The organism is Achromobacter xylosoxidans A8 (assembly GCF_000165835.1).
GTDB lineage: Bacteria > Pseudomonadota > Gammaproteobacteria > Burkholderiales > Burkholderiaceae_B > Achromobacter > Achromobacter xylosoxidans_B.
Map to the genome: position 1 here is coordinate 1395925 of NC_014640.1, position 18707 is coordinate 1414631.

Below are 18707 nucleotides of genomic sequence, written 5' to 3' on the forward strand. Positions count from 1 at the left end.
CGGCGACTAGCACTTTCTGCGTCTTATCTGGCTACGAGGATAAGACCAATATCTGGAGTGCATGTCATGCCCCGTCAGCTTCCCCCGTTGCGCACAAGCGTTTCCCTTCCTGCACTGCTCGCGGCTGGCGCGTTCGCGCTGCCGTTGGCCGGGGTAGTGTCGCCTGCTCATGCGCAGGCGCCTGCCGGGCAGATCAGCGTGGCCATCGAGCCCGGACCGCTCAGCGCGGCGCTTTCGGCCTACGCCGCCCAGGCCGGCGTCCTGCTGTCGTTCGATCCCGCCCTGACGCGCGACCTGCAATCGCCCGGACTGCGCGGCAGCTATGGCTTCGAGGACGGGCTGCGCCAGTTGCTGGCCGGCAGCGGCCTGGAGCCGGCGCGCCGCGCCGACGGCGGCTATACCCTGCGCAAACTGCCGCAGAGCGAGGTCACGGCCTTGCCCGCCGTGACCGTCACCGGCGCGGGCGACGAAGGTCCCTCCGAAGGCACGGGCTCCTACACGGTGCCGGCGACCAGCGCCGCCACCCGCATGCCGCTGTCGCTGCGCGAAACCCCGCAATCCATCAGCGTCGTCACGCGCCAGCAGATGGACGACCAGAACCTGAACACGCTGGACGAGGTGCTGCGCCAGACGCCCGGCATCGCCGTCGACCGGCTGGATGAGCGCGTGCAATTCACTTCGCGCGGCTTCGCGTTGAACACCATGCTCGATGGCGTACCCACGCTGTCGTTCAAAACGCCGTCCGCCGAAGCGGGCATGATCAACACCGCCATCTATGACCGGGTGGAAGTCGTGCGCGGCGCGGCGGGCCTGCTCAACGGCGTGGGCGAGCCTGGCGGTTCGGTGAATCTGGTGCGCAAGCGCCCCACATCGGAATTCGCGGGGCATGTCACCGCCGGCGTCGGCCGCTGGAACAGCTACAACGCGGAAGTGGACCTGGGCGGCCCGCTGAACAGCGCCGGCACGCTGCGCGCCAGGGTAGTTGCCGCCCGCACTGCGGGCGACAGCTTCATCGACTACAAGAAGCGGTCCGACGATGTCTTCTATGGCATTCTGGAAGCCGACATCCTGCCGGGCACCACGGTCAGCCTGGGCTACGAGCACCAGAAGACCGCCATCGACGGCGCCAATTTCGGCCAGGCGCCACTGTTCTACAGCGACGGCACGCGCACCAACCTTCCCCGGTCCTTCAATCCCGTGACGCCCTGGAGCCAATGGGACATGTACACGGACCGGATATTCGCCACCCTGGACCATCGCTTCAGCAGCGGCTGGCACATCAAGATGGATGCCAGCCGCTTGAAGAATGAAAGAAGAGCGGCCTGGGGCTATCTGCTGGCGTACCGGCCCATAGATCCGTCGGGTGCCTCCACCATCGAACTGCGCGACAACCCGGCAGACTCGACCAACAAATCCTTCGACATCTACGCCGAAGGGCCATTCCAGGCGTTTGGCAGGGAACACCGCGCCGTGTTGGGGATGAGCTACAACCGCTACACCAGCGAACTCAATCTGAATTCGGCAAACCCTGCCGGCTGGGACCGCCGCCCCGTGAATTTCTACGAGCTGCGCGACGTCCCCAAGCCGTCCATGCCCTACACCTTCTTCAACACTTTCCTGGATGCGAAGGAAACCGCCATCTATGGTTCGGCGCGGCTGAAGGTTGCGGACCCGGTGTCGGTGATACTCGGCGCCCGGACTACGTGGTACGAAGAAAATTCATCGTCCTACAACGGCCCCGCCAATCTCTGGACCACCAACCCGACCGCCAAGGAAAACGGCGTCTTCACGCCCTATGCCGGCGTGGTCGTGGACGTAAGCAAGGACTTCTCCGCCTACGCCAGCTATACCCGGATCTTCATTCCCACCACGTCGCGGGACGCCAGCAATGTGGTGCTGCCGCCGCAGACCGGGCAGAACTATGAAATCGGCCTGAAGGGCGAACACCTGGACGGCAAACTGAACTCCAGCTTCGCGATCTTCCGTACCCAGGAGGAAAACGTCGCGGTCGAGGACCCGTCGAGCCCACCGCTGCCGGACGGGAGCACGCCCTACCGCGCGGTCAAGGGCGCGCGCAGCAAGGGTTTCGAGCTGACCTTGGCCGGCGAAGTGGCGCCCGGCTTGCAGCTGATGGGCGGCTATACCTACTTTGCCAAGCGCGACGCCGAAGGCGGCTTGCTGCTGCCCAGCACGCCCCAGCGGCTGTTCCGCCTTGCTGCCAGCTACCGGCTGCCGGGCGAGTGGAACAAGCTTACGGTCGGCGGCAACGTCAGCTACCAGAGCAGCATCTACTACGACGAGGCCAGCGGCCTGGGACGCGCCACCCAGGGCGGCGTCACCTTGTTTGGCCTGATGGCGCGCTATGACTTCAATAAGCATGTTTCCGCTTCCGTCAACGTGGAAAACCTGACCGACAAGTACTACTACAGTGGCTTGGGGGGCTACAACGGCTACAACTACGGGACGCCCCGCAACGTCTGGATGAAGGTGAGCTACAAGTTCTGAACGGGGCTGCGGGGGCGGTGAGAGTCAGGCGTCGGGGGAGCGTCCCGTGCCAGCAGGGGACGTTTGATGTTTGTCATGTTGCAGCGAACGGCGCGGATGAGACAATCCTGACTGATGGTCTTTCCCACACGCAGCCATGAACACCTACCCCTTGCTGCTCATTCTGCACCTGCTCGCCGCCTTCCTGTTTGTCGGCACCGTCACCTTCGAGGTGCTGTTCCTGGAGCCCGTGCACAAGCGCCTGTCGCCTGACGTGCGCCGTGCGCTGGGCAGCCAGTTGGCGCCGCGCGTGCGTGCCGTGCTGCCTTGGTCGGTGGTGGTGCTGTATCTGGCCGGCCTGGGCCTGGCCTGGCAGTATCGCAGCGCGCTGGCCGATCCGTTCGCCTCGTCCTTCGGCCTCTTGCTGTCGCTGAAGATCGCGCTGGCCTTGAGCGTGCTGGTCCATGTCGCCACCGCCCTGACGCTGGCGCGGCGCCAGCGCCTTACCGGGGCCTTGAGCCGGCGCATGCATGTCAGCGTGTTCTGCCACATGGTGCTGATCGTGGTGCTGGCCAAGGCCATGTTCTATGTGACCTGGTGAGCGCGGTTCGCGCTGGCGACGAGCTGTACGCCCGATAAGGGCAGCCGACGCAGCCTATGCCGGCAATACCAGCGGCTCGCGCGTTCCGTAGCCTTCTTCCCCATACGCCAGCCCGGGCAGCGGCGAACGGCCCTGGCCGCTGGCTGCCCACAGTTCCGCCACCCACTGCATCGCCGTGTCGACGATGACGTCCTGCACGTTGAAGCCAGCTTCGTCCGACGCGAACAGGGGCACCTCGGGTTCGATGCCGTCTTCCGTATGGCGGACGTCGAACAGGTAGCGGTGACCTTCGATGGCCTTGTTGAGCACGAACAGGTCCGGACCTTCCAGACTGGCAACCACGGAAAACGTGCCTTCGCCGTCCTGGTCTGGGAACACCACGAAGTGGATCTCGCGCGCTTTGGGCGGCAGGGCGGCGATCAGCGCCGCCAGCGTGGCGTTGGCCGCGGCGCCGTGGGCGCGCAGGATGCGCAGCAGTTCGATCTGGTATTCGGATTGGGTCATGGAAATTTCCGTTCAGGGCCGGCCGTGCGCCGGCGCGTCCGCCATTGGATCCGCGGCGGCGAGTCCCGTGAATTATCTGCCATTTTCCATGACGGTCACCGCGCCAGCCGCATGCACTCCATGAAGTACGCCGCATGCTCCGATGCCAGCGCGGCATCGCGCCACACCATGCCTGTGATCCCCCGGCTGCGCATCGGCAGCGGCAGTACCTTGATCATGTGCTGCTTCGCGAAATGCCGTGCCAGCCGCTCCGAGATCGGCAGCACCAGGTCCGATCCCTCCAGCAGCGCCACATTGACCAGTACCGACGACGATTCCACCTGATGCCAGGGCGTGGGCTGGCCGGCCAGCGCCAGTTCGTAATCGATGCGGATCCGCATGGGCGTCGAGTCGCCGGGCGCGATCCAGGGATACTCCTGCACATCCTGCCAAGTCACTTTGCGCCTTTTCGCCAGCGGGTGCGCTGTACCCACGGCCAGGCAGATGGGCTCGCCGTACAGCTCTTCGTAGTGCAGGTTGCGCGGCAGCGAGTGCTGCTCCAGACGCCCCACCAGTACATCGAAGGTGCCTTCCTGCATCAAGGGCAGCAGGTAGTCCAGCGTGTTCTCTGCCAGGCGCAGCAGCACACGGGGATAGCGTTCGCGGAAGCGCTGGATGCTGGGCGGCAGCAGCACCGGCGCGATGTTGGGCGTGACGCCGACCGCCAGCGTGCCGGTGGCGCCGCGGGCCAATTGCGCCATGGTGTCCTGGGCGCGTCCCAGCTTGCCCAGGATCTCGCGTGCGTGAGTGCGCAATTCCAGGCCGTAGTGCGTGGGCTCGATGCCGCGTGCGTGACGGTCGAACAGCGTCAGGCCGATGTCTTCTTCCAGGTCCTTGAGCCACTTCGACAACGCGGGCTGCGTGATGTTGAGTTCCGCGGCGACCTGGCTCAGGTTGCGGGTTTCGCACAGGCGCACCAGGATGGCCAGGTGGCGCAGGCGGATGCGGTGGGTCCAGTCCATGCGTGCGTCCTTTAGACATAAATTCACGGTTATGGCTCGGTAATATTAATTCATTATCAATTTATGTCTCCCCTGCACATAATGGCCTGACAACAGAGCCAAGCCGGCGCAAAGCCGGCGGCGAGGAGACACGATGCAGCCGAATTTCCTGCTATTCATCACGGATCAGCAGCGCGCGGACCATCTGGGCAGCTATGGCAATGCCATGCTGCGCACGCCGGAACTGGACGCGCTGGCGGGGCAGGGCTGGTCAGCGGACCGCTTCTATGTGGCGTCGCCCATCTGCATGCCCAACCGCGCCACCCTGATGACCGGCCGCATGCCCTCGGTGCATGGCGTGCGCCACAACGGCATTCCGCTGTCGCAGCGCGCCACCACCTTCGTTGACCGCCTGCGCGGCGCGGGCTATGCCACCGCGCTGATCGGCAAGTCGCATTTGCAGAACATGACCGGCAAGCCCGCCATCTGGCCGCCGGCGGGTGATGGCGCTCGCGGCGAGGCCTGGACCGCCGAGCCCGGCAACTACGACCAGGAATGGGGGCCGCTATGGCGCACGGATCCCAGGCATGACCTTGACATGCCGTTCTATGGCTTCGAGCGCGTGGCGCTGGCGGTGGACCACGGTGACCAGGTTTGGGGCCACTACGAGCGCTGGCTGGCGTGGGAACACCCCGAAGCGCGGCGTCTGTGGGGCCCTGAACACGCCTTGCCCGCACCTGGCTTTGTGCTGACGGAACATCACCAGGCCTGGCGCACCCGCGTGCCTGAGGAATGCTCCACCACCGCGTACGTCGGCGACCAGACCATCGCGCAACTGCGCGAGCATGCCGCCAGCGGCAAGCCTTTCTTCATTCAGTGCTCATTTCCCGATCCGCACCATCCCTACACGCCCCACGGCAAATACTGGGACATGTACCAGCCTGACGACGTGATCCTGCCGGAGTCCTTCCATGCCAGCGCCGCGCCGGGCCATCATCCGCCGCCGCACGTGGCCTGGATGCACCAGCAGCGCGACCAGGGCAAGGCCGTCAAGCACACGCCTGCGATCTTTGCCTGCACCGAGCGCGAGGCGCGCGAGGCGATTGCGCTGAACTACGGTTCCATCAGCCATATCGACGCCACGATAGGCCGCGTTATGCAGGCGCTGCGCGAGAACGGGCTGGACGACAACACCGTCGTCATCTTCACCAGCGACCATGGCGATTACTTCGGCGACCACCAATTGCTGCTCAAGGGGCCGATCCACTATCAGAGCCTGATACGCACGCCGTTCATCTGGCGCGATCCGCAGGCAGCTCCGGTCTCGCCGCGCAGCCAGGCGCTGTGCTCCACGGCCGACATCGCTGCCACCGTGCTGGCGCGCGCCGGCCTGCCGGCCTACAACGGCATGCAGGGCGCGTCCCTGCTGCCCCTCATGTCTGGCGAGGCCGACACCGTGCGCGATGCGGTGCTGATCGAGGAAGAAGGCCAGCGCACCATGTTCGGCTTTCCCGGCCGCACCCGCATGCGCACCTTGCAGACCGCGCGCCACCGTCTCAGCGTCTATGCCGATGCGGCCTGGGGCGAACTCTATGACCTGAGCGAAGATCCCCACGAGCTGCGCAATCTGTGGGACGACCCCGCCGCCAGCGCGCTGCGCGCCGAATTGCTGCTGGAGCTGTCGCGCAGCATGATCCGCCACGCCGAGACCAGTCCGCATCCCAGCGCCATTGCCTGATGCCCCGCAACGGTGCCGGCCTCGGGGTCGGCGCCACCCAGGAGAAAGCATGATCAAGTCCTTGCTGTTCTGTACGGCGCTGCTTGCGGCCGGAACCTCGGTTGCCATGGCGTCCGACTACCCCGCGCGTCCCGTCCGCCTCATTGTCAACTTCCCGCCCGCCGGTCCGCTGGACCTCGAAGCCCGCGCCATCGCCCAGCACGCGGGCAAGATCCTGGGCCAGACCATCGTCGTGGAAAACCGCTCTGGCGCTTCCGGCAATATTGGCGCCCAGTCCGTGGCCCAGGCAGCACCAGACGGCTACACGCTGCTGATGACGCTGGACACGCTGATGACCGTCAATCCCTACATCTTCAAGGGCCTGGACAAGGACGTCACCCAACGGCTGGAACCGCTGAGCCTGGCCGGCTCCTTTGGCCTGGCCCTGGCGGTTCGTCCCGAGCTCGGCATCAACACGCTGGACGAATTCCTGCGCTACGCCAAAGCCAATCGCATCACCTATGCCTCCGCCGGCTATGGCAGTCCCGGCAACCTCGCCTTCGAAAAGCTCAGGCTCGCAGCTGGCATGGAAGTCGCGCACGTGCCGTATCGCGGCAACGCTCCGGCTGTGAATGCCTTGCTGGGCGACCAGATACAGGCCGCCTTTCTCGCCACGCCAGGGGTTCTGCCGCATGTGCGGGCGGGCAAGCTGAAAGCGCTGGCGGTATCGGGCAAGGAACGCGACGCCGACCTGCCTGAAGTCCCCACCGCGGCGCAATCGGGCGTGGCCGGGCTGAAGAACTATGACGTGTCGTTTGCATTCCTGGTGATGGCGCCCAAGGGGACGTCCAAGGAAATCGCGCGGGTCTGGGAAGATACGCTGGCCAAGGTCTATGCCATGCCGGAGTTCCAGCAGAGCATGGCCGTGCTGGGCATGCGCGGACCGTTCGCGGGCAAGGCGCAGGCCGCGGCGTGGGTGGACAGAGAGGCGAAAGGTTGGAAGGAGGTGATCGAGAAGGCGGGGATACGCGGGGAATAGCGCTGTAACACACCGGTCGGCAGGCTCTGCTAGACTGCCTTTACTCTTTGGGGAGTAGCCTCCCCGCGGCCAGTTCCGCGGGGGCTTGCGTCAACATTCTTGGCTACTCCGGCCATGGCGCAAGCGGCATTCACGCTTGGCGAGACCACGGATTTTTCGCGCGACGCTGGGCGGCGCGGAGGATCCGTGCCGTTTCCGCCCAGTTGGATCTTTCCTCAAATGAATGCCATCGCCATCATCGTTCTCGCGTTCGCCATGTCCACGGACGCCTTCGCCGCGGCCATCAGCAAAGGCGCCGCGCTGCATAAACCCCGATTTCCGGAAGCCCTGCGCACCGGGCTGATCTTCGGTGTGATCGAAGCCATCACGCCAGTGATAGGCTGGGCGCTGGGCTCCGTTGCGGCCAGGTATGTGGTTGCCTGGGACCATTGGATCGCCTTCGCGATGCTCTGTATTCTGGGCTTGCTGATGATACGCAACGGCCTCAAGCAAGAGGACGAAGATGCCGAACCCGTCACCCGCCATTCTTTCTGGCTGCTTGCCGCAACCGGCTTCGCCACCAGCATCGACGCCATGGCCGTGGGCGTGGGGCTGGCATTCGTCGACGTGAACATCGTGGTCGCAGCCATTGCCATCGGACTGGCCACTACCCTGATGGTGACGATAGGCGTGATGCTGGGACGCGTGCTGGGCAGCGTCGCGGGCAAGCGGGCCGAGATCCTGGGCGGGATGGCGCTGATGGGGATAGGGGCGGCGATTCTCTATGAACATTTGAGCGCCGCAGCCGCCTGAAGAAAAGGGAGCCCGGAAGAGTGCGGCGCGGTGGCGCCGCCTCTGCGATTCCGGTCAGGCGGCGTCTTCCGGGCCGTCCGCTCGGCAGAACGTGATCTGAAAGCTGCCCGGTAGTTCGAACGCCACATGGTGCCGCACCTGCGGCTCTATCAGCACTTGCTGCCCGGCCGTCAGCACCGCTACGGCGTGCGGCGGATCATCCAGCGTATAGCGCAGCACGCCGGCGTGCACCTTCAACAAGCCCCACGTGCCGGCCTTGGTCGTGTGCGCGGTGCGCAAGCCGGCCGGCAGGTTGTCGGGCGTGAACACCGGACTGTCGCGGTAGGGCCGCACGCCTTCAGGCAGCGAGTCGGGCAGGCTCGGCAGATCTTGGCGCTGCTGCCACACGCTCCACAGCTTGGCCGCGATGCGTTCGGCCATGGCGTCGGCCTGGGCTTGCAAGGCCGGCCGGCCGAGCCCGCCGGTGACTCCATGGAACAGGGCCAGCCAGCGCTGGAACAGAGGCCATGAAAGATCCGGGATGCGCGCATGCGCGGGAATAGGCGCGCCCTTGAAGCGGCGCGTGCCCAGCAGCAGCGCCGACCAGAAATCGCACAACAGGTCCAGGTGGTGGTCCCAGTCCGCCACGCGGGAATTGAATATCGGACCCAGCGTTTGGTCCCGGCGCACTTGCGCATAGAAGCGGTGCACCAGTTGCCGGATGTCTGCTTCGGTGATCGGGGGGGCAGCCGGAACAGGCGCAGGGGGAGGAACGGATTCGGACATGGGAGCAGGGGAGAGGATCTGCCCGCATTGTCCGACGCGCACCGCCGCGGCGCCGATGACGAAAGTCATTGGCGCCGCGGCTGGAATCATCACAGGCCACTGCGCGGCGCCGGCCCAGCCCGGCCAACCGTTAGAACGGCCGCTTCGCCGTCGTCGCCAGCCTGGCCAGAGGCGCTGAGTCATGCACTGCCCATTGGCGGCGCTTGCCGCTGATGTAGCCCTGCGTCTGCCAGTCGTTGAGCAGGCGGCTCAAGGTTTCGGCGCGGATGCCCAGGTGAGCGGCAAGCTGGCGTTGGTTCAGCGGCAGCGTCAGCGCGGCGCCCTGGCGCTCATGCAGGCCCATGAGGTAGTTGGCCAGCCGCTCGGGCGCCGAGCTGGAAGTCATCCAGTCGACCTTGTTCACCTGGTCGTACAGGCTCTTGCTGAGCGCGGCCAGCAGCTTGAGCGCCAGATCCGGCCAGCGGCGGCAAGCATCGTGCAACTGTCGCCGGCCCAGGCGCCAACCCAGCAGGGCGCTGCGGGCGCGAGCCTGCATGGGGTAGCGGCCGTGAGGCATGAACATGGCCGCTTCCGCCATCAACTGGCCCGGCTCGAAGACCCGGAATACGCGTTCGTCGCCGTTGTAGCTGTAGCGCATGACCTCGGCCTGGCCGCTTTCTATCAGCACGTAGCTGGAGGCTTCGTCGCCTTCGCCAAACAGGATCTGCCCTGCCTCGGCCCGCAGCGGACTGGCGCCGCGCAGCAGGTCGGCCGCGACTTCCTGGTCCATGCCTGGGGGCAGGCCGTGCAGCAGCGGATGTCTTGCCAGCAATGCCACTACGGCCGCGCCGGCCAGATTGATATTTGTCATTCTGGGTCTTTCAGTGTGAATGGGAGAATCTTAAACGATAACAATTCTTATTTGAAACTCAATGAACGACTTGCACATGCGCCGCCGCTTCTGCGCGGCTGCCCTGGGAACTGCGCTTTTGCCCGCGACGGGAACCCTGCGTGCGGCATTGCCGGATCGCCGCACCGTCCTGACGCTGGCAGGCCCCGGCGCCGTGGTCAGCTATCCCCTGATGCACATGGCGGCCACCGGCGCGCTGGCGGATCACGCCGGGCAGCTACGTTTCCGCCTGTGGCAGACGCCGGATCAACTGCGCACGCTGCTGGTGAACGGCGAGCTGGACTTCAGCGCCGCTCCCAGCACGCTGCCGGCCTTGCTGCACAACCGCGGCATGCCTGTGCGCCTGTTGAATATCTCCGTATGGGGCATTCTGTGGCTGGTCAGCCGCGATCCGGCCGTGCGGACCTTCGACGATCTGGCCGGCCGCGAACTGGTGGCGCCGTTTCAACGCGATCTGCCGGCCGTACTGCTGGATACTCTGCTGGAAGCGCATGCCGCGCGCGGCCTGGCGCCGGTCGCCTTGCGCCGTACCCGCGATGGACAGGACGCCATCGCGCTGATGCTCAATGGCCAGGCAGGGCAGGCGCTGCTGGTCGAGCCCATGGCCTCGCTGCTGTTGTGGCGGGCTGAACAGACCGCAGGGGCGCCGGCGCTGCATCGCGGCCAAAGCCTGGAACAGGCTTGGAGCGCCGCCTTTCCCGCGCAGCCCACGCTGCCGCAGGCCGGCGTCATGGCGGCGGCCCGCGTGGCGGGCGATGCGGCTTTATGCCGCGCCGTGGACCAGGCCTACGCGGCCTCCGCGCGCTGGTGCGTCGAGCATCCCGCCGACTGCGCCGCGCTGGTGCGCGAGCATCTGCCGCATCTGCCCCTGGCGGCGATCGAGACCGCCATTCGCGGCACGCGCCTGCAGAGCCGCAGCGCCCGCGACGCGCGCCCCGAACTGGAGGCACTGTACCGCCTGCTGGCCGGCCGTTTTCCGCAAGCCATCGGGGGTGGCCTGCCACCCGTTGGCTTCTACGGACCATGAGGGTCCGATGACAACCTATTCCAAAGGTCCCGCCGCCGGTGCATCTGCGCGGACCTCGCGCGCTTGGAGCGCGGCCGGCGTGCTGCTGCTTTTACTCGCCTGGCACGTGGCTGCACGGCAGCTCGGTCCGCTGCTCATGGCCACGCCATGGGAAGCGCTGCGCGCTGTCGTTCCGCTGGTGCGCAGCCCACAGTTCTTCGCCAACGCAGGCGTCAGCCTGATACGCATCGGCATAGGAGTGCTGGCGGGTGCGTCCATCGGCTTCGCGCTGGGCGTGCTGGCCGGACATAGCGCGCGCTTGCGCGGTTTGATTGAACCGCTGCGCTGGCTGCTGATGGCCATGCCGCCGGTGGTGGTCGTGGTGCTGGCCATGCTGTGGTTCGGCCTGGGGTCGCCCATGGTGATCTTCATTACGACGCTGATGATGGCGCCCGGCATGTACGTCAATACGGTCAAGGGCATGCTGCACGTGGACCGCAAGCTGATCGAGATGACCCACGTCTACCGTTATGGCCCCTGGCTGCGCCTGCGCCATCTGTATCTGCCGGCGCTCAGCGCGCCGCTGCTGGCGGCTCTGCTGATCGCTGCCTGCGGCGGCGTGCGGCTGGTGGTGATGGCCGAAGTGCTGGGCGCGGAGAATGGCGTGGGCTATGCGCTGGCCAACGCCCGCAGCACCTTCGACACCGCTGAACTGTTCGCCTGGGTCCTGCTGATCCTGGGCCTGGTGGCCTTGCTGGAATTCGCCTTCCTGCAACCCTTGCAGCGCCGGTTGGGCCGCTGGATGGAGCCTAGCCATGCTTGAGATGCAATCGCTGTCGCTGCGCTACGGCGCGCAGACCGTGCTGCAGGACGTGAACCTGCGCCTGCGCCCCGGCGAACGGTTGGGGCTGATCGGCCCCAGCGGCGCCGGCAAGAGCAGCCTGCTGCGCCTGGCGGCCGGCCTGGTCCGGCCCAGCGGCGGAACCTTGCGCAATGGCTTTCGCCATCCCCTGCTGATGTTCCAGGAACCGCGCCTGTTGCCGTGGCGGCACGCGCTGGACAACGTCGCCTTGCCGCTGCGCGGGGCCGGACACGCGCCGCGCCAGGCTCGCGCCCTGGCCGCGCAATGGCTGGCTCGGGTGGGGCTGGACGCCGCCATGCAGTCCTGGCCGGGCGAGCTGTCCGGCGGCATGGCGCAGCGCGTCGCGCTGGCCCGCGCCCTGGCGCTGACCCCAGACCTGCTGATGCTGGACGAGCCCTTCAGCGCGCTGGACCCGGCGTTGCGCCGCCAGCTCGCCGCTTGCTGCGGCGAGGAACTGGCCCGCAGCGGCGCGGCCTTGCTGTGCATCAGCCACGACCCAGGGGAACTGCTGGGGCTGGTCGACCGTTGCGTCATGGTGCATCGGGGGAACGTCACGCCCATCGCTTTGGAGAGTCCGCTGGAGTCTTCCGGCAATGGCGCGCCGGGCGGCATTCCCAACACCGACGCGGAACGCTTGCGCGAGCTGCTGCTGGCGGCGGGCGGGCAGCCCTGAAGCATGCGTCCAACCCGATTTCCTGTTTTTCGATAGCGGACTCTCCATGAATACCTATCCTTTTCTGCTCGTCTTGCACCTGTGCGCCGCCTTCGTCTTCGTGGGCACCGTGACCTTCGAGGTGCTGTTTCTGGAACCGGTGCAAAAGCGCCTGCCTGCCGACGTGCGCCGCGCGCTGGGCGGCCAGCTTGGCCCGCGCGTGCGCGCCGTGGTGCCCTGGGCGGTAGCCGTGCTGTACCTGGCTGGCCTGGGCATGGCCTGGCAGTACCGCGGCGCGCTTGCCAGCCCCGGTAGTTCGCCCTTCGGCCTGCTGTTGTCGATCAAGATCGCGCTCGCCGCCAGCGTGCTGGTCCATGTGGTCACGGCCATGACGCTGGCGCGGCGCCAGCGTCTGCACAGCGCGCTGCGCCGGCGCGTGCACCTCAGCGTCTTCTGTCACATGGCCGGCATCGTCTTGCTGGCCAAAGCCATGTTCCATCTGTCCTGGTAACCCAGCCCATTCAGCTCTACGCGGAAGTACTCCCATGACGTCCCCCGTCCTGCGCCAACTGGCGTCCAGCCTCACTCTCAGCGCCCTCGGCCTGTCCACCGCCCTTGGCCAGGAAGCCGGCCAGCTCCGCGTGGCCCCGGCCAACCAAGTCGTCCCCTCGCTGGCGCCTGTGGTTGTATCGGGACAATCCCTGACGCGCGCCCTCGACCCCGGTCCGCAGCAGGCCGAGGCCGAACTGCAGACCGTGCCCGGCGGCACCAATCTGGCCCAGCCGCAGCAGGAGGTACGCCTGATTACCCTGCGCGACGCGCTGGACTATCAGCCCGGCGTCATCGTGCAGGAATTCTTCGGCGGGCTGGATCAGCCGCGCCTGAACATCCGCGGTTCGGGCATCCAGAGCAATCCCTTGAGTCGCGGCATCCTGTTGATGCAGGACAGCCTGCCGCTCAACGATGCCGACGGTTCCTTCATCATCAGCCTGCTGGAACCGCGCAACGCCGCCCTGGTCACGGTGCGGCGCGGCGCCAACGCGCTGTCGCCGGGCGCGACCACGCTGGGCGGGGAGGTCGATTTCCAGTCTCTCACCGGCACCCAGAGCGACGTCATCCGCCTGGGAACCGGCAGCTTCGGCACCCGCAATCTCACGCTATCCAAGGGCTTTGAAGGCGAGCGCATGGATGGCCGCTTCAGTTTCGGCTATGACAAGTCCGACGGCTACCGCCACCATTCTTCGTCCGAGCGCTCAAGCTTCCAGGGCAACCTGGGCTTTCGCCGCGGCACCTTTGAAAACCGCACCTACCTGTCCTACACGGACCTCAAGTTCGATATTCCCCAACCCGTGCCCAAGGCCCGCATGCTTCAGGATCCGCGCAGCGTGCTGGGCGACGGCACTACGCCGCTGGACCTGGCCAACAATGTGTACAAGCGCGATCCGCACCGCGACACCAGCCAGTTCCGCATCGCCAACCGCAGCTATTGGGGCACGGACGCGCTCAACCAGACCGCGGGCATCTATTGGCAACGCACCAACGATGACTTCACCAATCCCCAGGTCGCCAACGTCACGGACGGCGATACCTACGGCCTGGTTTGGCAATTGGCCGGCAAGGCCGGCAGCGTGGATTACCGCGTCGCGCTCGATTGGCAGCGCAGCGACATGGACCGCGACTTCTACGCCATACGACCCGCCGACGGCCGCCGTCTGCAACGCTTCGGCGCCTATGACCTCAAGGCCGAGAACCGCAGCGCGCTGGTTGGCCTGGATTGGCATGTGACCGAACAGTTGAGCCTGATCGGCGACCTCAAGTACACCCAGGCCGTGCGCGACGCGCGCGAACGCAACAGCGGCAAGACCCTGGATCAGGACTGGAACTACGCCACGCCGCGCCTGGGCATTATCTGGCAGCCTGCCGCCGCCCAGCGCTGGTACGCCAACATCAGCCGCAGCAACGAAGCTCCCACCTTCTGGGAAATCGTCAATGGCGAAGTGCCCGCGCCCATGAACCCGGCCACCGCGGTCACGTCCATGAGCAAGCTCGACCTGCAGCGCGCGCTGACCTATGAAATCGGCGGAGACGGCACGGTCCTCGTCGCTGGCCGCGACCTGAACTGGACCGTGTCCCTGTACCGCAGCAACGTCGAAGACGAACTCATGTCCGTCACCAACGCCAACGGCACGCCGGCAGGCACTTACAACTACGCCGGCCGCACCCGCCACCAGGGCATCGAAGCCGGCATCAACGGCAGTTTGCCCGCGCCGGGCGAAGGCCTGTTCGATTACCGCATCGCCTACACCTTCAGCGACTTCCGCTTCCGCAGTGGCGAGTACCAGGGCAACCGCATCGCCGGCGTGCCGCGTCACCTGCTCAGCGCGGAGGTGATGTACCGTCTGGGCGGCTGGCGCTTCGGTCCCAATCTGCGCTGGTTGATGAGCGACACCGAAACCAATCACGCCAATGCGCCGGGCACGCAGCAGAACGCCTACGCGCTGTTGGGCTTCAAGGTCGCCTACGAGCACGATGCGCACTGGAGCGGGTACGTGCAGGCCGACAATCTGACGGACAAGACCTATGCCAGCAGCTACGCCATCCGCAATACGGCGACGCCCGCGATGCCGATCTTCCTGCCCGGCAACGGCAGGTCGTTCAGCGCAGGCGTGGCGTATCGCTTCTGAGCGGAGAGCTACCCGCGGGCGCACCCGATCAGCGCCGAGCGCTGGTCGTCGAAGTTGCGGCACTCGGATTTGAGCCAGTCGGAAAAGATCCGGGTGCGCCGCTCTTCAGGCCGGCGCGACAGCAGCACATAGCGCGCCGGCGCGTGCGCGTGCTTGCCGAACACGTCGACCAGCCGTCCGCTGCGGATCTCGTCGTAGACCATTGCGCTGCGCCCGATAGCCACGCCCTGATGATTCAGCGCGGCGCCGATGGCCAGGCTGGCCAGGTTGAACTGAGGGCCCTCCAGGTGGCGGATCCATCCGGGCCGGTGCGCCTGCATCCAGGTGCGCCACTCGATGAACTCCGCAGCCCCGACCCAAGGCGAGGCGTCGTGCAGGAACTCGACGCCATCGATGGACTTGCCGGCGCGAAACGCCGGGTGCGCGGCCAGGTACTCGGGCGTCGCGACCACCAGCAGATACTCGTCCAGCAAGGCATCCGCTTGCACATGGCTGTAGTGCGCCGGGTCATAGCGGATGGCGATGTCTATGTCTTCCTCCTCCATCAGCTTGCGGTCCAGCGGCTGGAACTCCGCCTTCAGCCGCACCGACACATCCGGCTGCAATCGATGAAATTCCGTCAGGCGCGGCATCAACCATTGCAGCGCGAAGGACGGCAGGCAATTGACCTGCAGCGCGGACGCCGGCAGGCCCAGCCGCTCGATTTCCTGCTGGATATCGGCAAGCGCGCGGCTGACCGTCGCGAATAGCGTTTCGCCCTTGGACGTGAACTTCAGCCCGCGCTGCTGGCGCACGAACAGCAGGTAGCCCAGGCGGTCTTCCAACTGACGGATCTGCTGGCTCACCGCGCTTTGCGTGAGATTCATGGCCGCCGCCGCCCGGGTGAAGCTGAGATGGCGGCCGGCCATGTCAAAGCAGCGCAGGGCGCCCAGCAGCGTGGAGTCGAAATGGGCAGGCATAAGTCAAGCTAATGGCTGAATTAGAAATGATCGCTATTCTTGCACGCCTGCGGAATCTACGATTTGCGCCGAACCATCAACCCGCAAGTCCACGATGACCGCCGATTTCGATCCCCAGCTATTAGAAAATCTTCAATCAAGAACGCCTTTGCTATGGCTCAACCCCGCAAGGGGCGGGCCGTTGCCCGCATCGGCGCCATCGCTGGACCTGATCGACGAGGCGGAAAGCCGCCTGGCGCGTTGCGCGCCGCTGCTGGCCGCGCTGTTTCCCGAGCTGGCCGCATCAGGCGGGCAGATCGAGTCCCGGCTGATGTCCGCCCAGCCGCTGCAACAGGCGCTGGGCGGCGCTGCCGCGTCGGGCAGCTGGTATCTCAAGCGTGATGACGAGCTGCCTGTCGCCGGATCGATCAAGGCGCGTGGCGGTTTTCACGAGGTATTGGCCATTGCCGAATCCATTGCGCTGGAGCATGGCTTGCTCAAGGACGCGGCGACGGACCGGCGCGTCCTGGCGACGCCGCAGGCCCGCGCGGTGTTCAGCCAGTATGCCGTGACCGTGGGCAGCACCGGCAACCTGGGCATGAGCATCGGCGTCATGGCGGCCGCGCTGGGATTCGATGCCGTGGTCCACATGTCCGCCGATGCGAAGGAATGGAAGAAAGATCGGCTGCGCAAGCGCGGCGTGCGCGTGGTGGAACACGCTGGCGACTACGCCGAGGCGGTCGCGGCAGGGCGGGCGCAGGCATTGGCCGCGCCGCGCAGCCATTTCGTCGACGACGAACAATCCGAGCTGCTGTTCTTCGGCTATGCCGCCGCGGCTCGCGGATTGGCCAGACAATTGGCCGAAGCGGGCCGCGAGGTCGACGCCGAACACCCGCTGTTCGTATACATCCCCTGCGGCGTGGGCGGCGCGCCCGGCGGCATCAGTCATGGCCTGAAGGCTTTGCTCGGGTCTCACGTGCATTGCTTCTTTGCCGAGCCTGTCGCGTCGCCTTGCTTTCTGGTGCAGCTTGCGTCGGAAGCGGACGGCCCCGTGTCGGTGTACGACATCGGCCTGGACAACCGCACCGAAGCCGACGGCCTGGCTGTCGGCCAGGCATCGGAATTGGTGGCTTCGCTGATGCGGCCCCAGCTCGGCGGCGTCTTCACCGTGTCGGATGACGAACTCTACCTGAACCTGCTTGCGCTCAAGGACACCCTGGGCGTCGAGGTCGAACCGTCGGCCGCCGCCGCGGTTTCAGGACCAGGCTGGCTCGACGGCTCCGCCGCTGGACGGGCCTATGCCCAAGGCATCGACATGTCTGGAGCCACGCACGTGATCTGGGCCACCGGCGGATCGCTGGTGCCGCCTGAAGCGCTGCGCGGCTTCCAGAACCACGCCAGGCTGCTGAGCCAGCGTCGCGCGGCCTGAGCCGCAGCACACAAAAACCAAATACCGAGGAGAAAACCTGTGAGCGGAAGTGCAACCATCCACGCCGGCCGCGCCGCGCGCCCGGACCAGCAAGCCTTTGAAGACGCGACCTACAGAAAGGTCGCGCTGCGGTTCATACCCTTTCTGATGCTCTGCTACGTGGTCGCGTACCTGGACCGCATCAACATCGGCATCGCCAAGCTGAACATGCTGGCCGATCTGCAGTTCAGCGAGGCCGCCTATGGCCTGGGCGCGGGATTGTTCTTCATAGGCTACATGTTGTTCGAAGTGCCCAGCAACCTGATCATGCACCGCGTGGGCGCGCGCCTCTGGATCGCGCGGATCATGATTTCCTGGGGCATCCTGTCCGGCATCATGGCCTTCGTCACCGCGCCCTGGCAGTTCTATACGGTGCGCTTTCTGCTGGGCGTGGCCGAAGCCGGTTTCTACCCCGGCGTGATCCTCTACCTGACCTACTGGTTTCCCAATCGCCGCCGCGCCAAGATGACGGCCATTTTCCAGGCCGGCATTCCGGTGGCCGGCCTCATCGGCAACCCGCTGTCGGGCTGGATCATGGAGCGATTCCATCTGGTCGGCGGGCACCCCGGCTGGCAATGGCTGTTCGTGCTGGAAGCCTTGCCCACCATTCCGCTGGCCATCGGGGTGCTGCTGATCCTGACCAACCGCGTCCAGGATGCCGCGTGGCTCACGCCGGAACAGCGCAAGCTGATCGAACACGACATCGCCGCCGACAACGCGGGCCGCGAGCACATGCCGCTGTTGCAGGCGCTGCGCGACGCGCGCATCTGGAAAATCGTTGCCATGACCTTTCCGGCAATGATGGCGCTATACACCCTGGGCTTCTATCTGCCCACCTTGATCAAGGACGCCGGCGCCGAAGGCGGCCTGCGCATCGGCCTGCTGAGCGCGATTCCCTATCTGGTCGCCATGGTGGCCATGATCCTGGTCGGGCGCAGCTCGGACCTGCGCCGCGAACGCCGCTGGCACCTGGTCTTCATCCTGGTCCTGGGCGCGGCGGGACTGGTCGCCAGCGTATCCGCGGGCACCAACTTGACGCTGGCCGTCATCTCGCTTTCTGTGGCCGCCGCCGGGATCATCAGCTTCTCGCCGATCATGTGGACGCTGCCCACCGCCTTCCTGGGCGGCGCCACCGCGGCCGCCTCGATCGGCATCATCAACAGCCTGGCCAATCTGGGCGGTTTCGTCAGTCCCTACCTGATAGGCTGGATCCGCGATATCTATCACAGCACCGCGCCCGCCATCTACATCATCGCCGGCTCGCTCCTGGTCAGCGCCCTGATCGCGCTGAGCTTCGACCCCAAGAAAGTCAATCGCTGAAGGCAA

The 18707-nt window shown here is 66.1% G+C and carries 17 protein-coding genes and 1 riboswitch; of the genes, 12 read left to right on the forward strand and 5 right to left on the reverse strand.

Annotation, left to right across the window (positions count from 1 at the left end; translation table 11 throughout):
* Positions 1–66: 66 nt before the first annotated feature.
* Positions 67–2505, forward strand: coding sequence for a TonB-dependent siderophore receptor (locus AXYL_RS06580; protein ID WP_013392011.1), 2439 nt, complete (start codon positions 67–69; stop codon positions 2503–2505).
* A gap of 136 nt (positions 2506–2641) precedes the next feature.
* Positions 2642–3085: a CopD family copper resistance protein gene (locus AXYL_RS06585; protein ID WP_013392012.1), complete on the forward strand. Its 444-nt coding sequence runs from the start codon at positions 2642–2644 to the stop codon at positions 3083–3085.
* A 54-nt stretch (positions 3086–3139) separates the two neighbouring features.
* Here AXYL_RS06585 and AXYL_RS06590 read toward each other — a convergent pair whose 3' ends face one another.
* Both AXYL_RS06590 and AXYL_RS06595 read right to left on the reverse strand, forming a co-directional pair.
* Entirely contained in the window at positions 3140–3589 is a 450-nt protein-coding gene (locus tag AXYL_RS06590) for a DUF6389 family protein (RefSeq protein WP_013392013.1), read from the reverse strand.
* 95 nt (positions 3590–3684) lie between these two features.
* Complete coding sequence (locus tag AXYL_RS06595) at positions 3685–4590, reverse strand: LysR family transcriptional regulator (RefSeq protein WP_013392014.1); 906 nt, start codon at positions 4588–4590, stop codon at positions 3685–3687.
* 133 nt (positions 4591–4723) lie between these two features.
* Here AXYL_RS06595 and AXYL_RS06600 point away from each other — a divergent pair, with 133 nt between their 5' ends.
* The 3 genes from AXYL_RS06600 (at position 4724) to mntP (ending at position 8117) form a co-directional block, all read left to right on the forward strand.
* Positions 4724–6307: a sulfatase gene (locus AXYL_RS06600; RefSeq protein WP_013392015.1), complete on the forward strand. Its 1584-nt coding sequence runs from the start codon at positions 4724–4726 to the stop codon at positions 6305–6307.
* A 49-nt stretch (positions 6308–6356) separates the two neighbouring features.
* The gene (locus AXYL_RS06605; RefSeq protein ID WP_013392016.1) at positions 6357–7325 is read left to right on the forward strand and encodes a Bug family tripartite tricarboxylate transporter substrate binding protein; all 969 of its coding nucleotides are present in this window, start codon (positions 6357–6359) and stop codon (positions 7323–7325) included.
* A gap of 37 nt (positions 7326–7362) precedes the next feature.
* Positions 7363–7537, forward strand: a riboswitch (yybP-ykoY riboswitch).
* Positions 7538–7544: 7 nt separating this feature from the next.
* Positions 7545–8117, forward strand: a complete 573-nt coding sequence (gene mntP, locus AXYL_RS06610) for a manganese efflux pump MntP (protein WP_041655105.1) — start codon at positions 7545–7547, stop codon at positions 8115–8117.
* Between the two features lie 54 nt (positions 8118–8171).
* On the opposite strand, the gene AXYL_RS34025 is transcribed toward mntP, so the two are convergent.
* Positions 8172–8951: a DUF1971 domain-containing protein gene (locus tag AXYL_RS34025; RefSeq protein ID WP_013392018.1), complete on the reverse strand. Its 780-nt coding sequence runs from the start codon at positions 8949–8951 to the stop codon at positions 8172–8174.
* Between the two features lie 61 nt (positions 8952–9012).
* The gene (locus AXYL_RS06620; RefSeq protein ID WP_013392019.1) at positions 9013–9732 is read right to left on the reverse strand and encodes a Crp/Fnr family transcriptional regulator; all 720 of its coding nucleotides are present in this window, start codon (positions 9730–9732) and stop codon (positions 9013–9015) included.
* Positions 9733–9793: 61 nt separating this feature from the next.
* Between AXYL_RS06620 and AXYL_RS06625 the strand changes: the two genes are divergently transcribed.
* Genes AXYL_RS06625 through AXYL_RS06645 form a run of 5 tightly spaced genes read left to right on the forward strand, consistent with a single transcriptional unit; the run spans position 9794 to position 14975 of the window.
* A complete protein-coding gene (locus tag AXYL_RS06625) occupies positions 9794–10798 on the forward strand; it encodes an ABC transporter substrate-binding protein (RefSeq protein ID WP_041652582.1) in 1005 nt (334 codons plus the stop codon).
* A gap of 7 nt (positions 10799–10805) precedes the next feature.
* Positions 10806–11600 (forward strand): ABC transporter permease, encoded by a 795-nt coding sequence (locus tag AXYL_RS06630; RefSeq protein WP_013392021.1) that lies wholly within the window; start codon positions 10806–10808, stop codon positions 11598–11600.
* On the forward strand, positions 11593–12312 hold the full coding sequence (locus AXYL_RS06635) for an ABC transporter ATP-binding protein (RefSeq protein WP_013392022.1): 720 nt from the start codon (positions 11593–11595) through the stop codon (positions 12310–12312). Before AXYL_RS06630 ends, AXYL_RS06635 begins: the two co-directional genes overlap by 8 nt.
* Before the next feature lie 46 nt (positions 12313–12358).
* A complete protein-coding gene (locus AXYL_RS06640) occupies positions 12359–12802 on the forward strand; it encodes a CopD family copper resistance protein (RefSeq protein WP_013392023.1) in 444 nt (147 codons plus the stop codon).
* A 34-nt stretch (positions 12803–12836) separates the two neighbouring features.
* A complete protein-coding gene (locus AXYL_RS06645) occupies positions 12837–14975 on the forward strand; it encodes a TonB-dependent receptor family protein (protein WP_013392024.1) in 2139 nt (712 codons plus the stop codon).
* 8 nt (positions 14976–14983) lie between these two features.
* On the opposite strand, the gene AXYL_RS06650 is transcribed toward AXYL_RS06645, so the two are convergent.
* Entirely contained in the window at positions 14984–15934 is a 951-nt protein-coding gene (locus tag AXYL_RS06650) for a LysR substrate-binding domain-containing protein (RefSeq protein WP_013392025.1), read from the reverse strand.
* A gap of 94 nt (positions 15935–16028) precedes the next feature.
* Here AXYL_RS06650 and AXYL_RS06655 point away from each other — a divergent pair, with 94 nt between their 5' ends.
* Positions 16029–17342: a D-serine ammonia-lyase gene (locus tag AXYL_RS06655; protein ID WP_041652589.1), complete on the forward strand. Its 1314-nt coding sequence runs from the start codon at positions 16029–16031 to the stop codon at positions 17340–17342.
* A gap of 39 nt (positions 17343–17381) precedes the next feature.
* Entirely contained in the window at positions 17382–18701 is a 1320-nt protein-coding gene (locus AXYL_RS06660; protein WP_013392027.1) for an MFS transporter, read from the forward strand.
* The last annotated feature ends 6 nt before the right edge of the window (positions 18702–18707 follow it).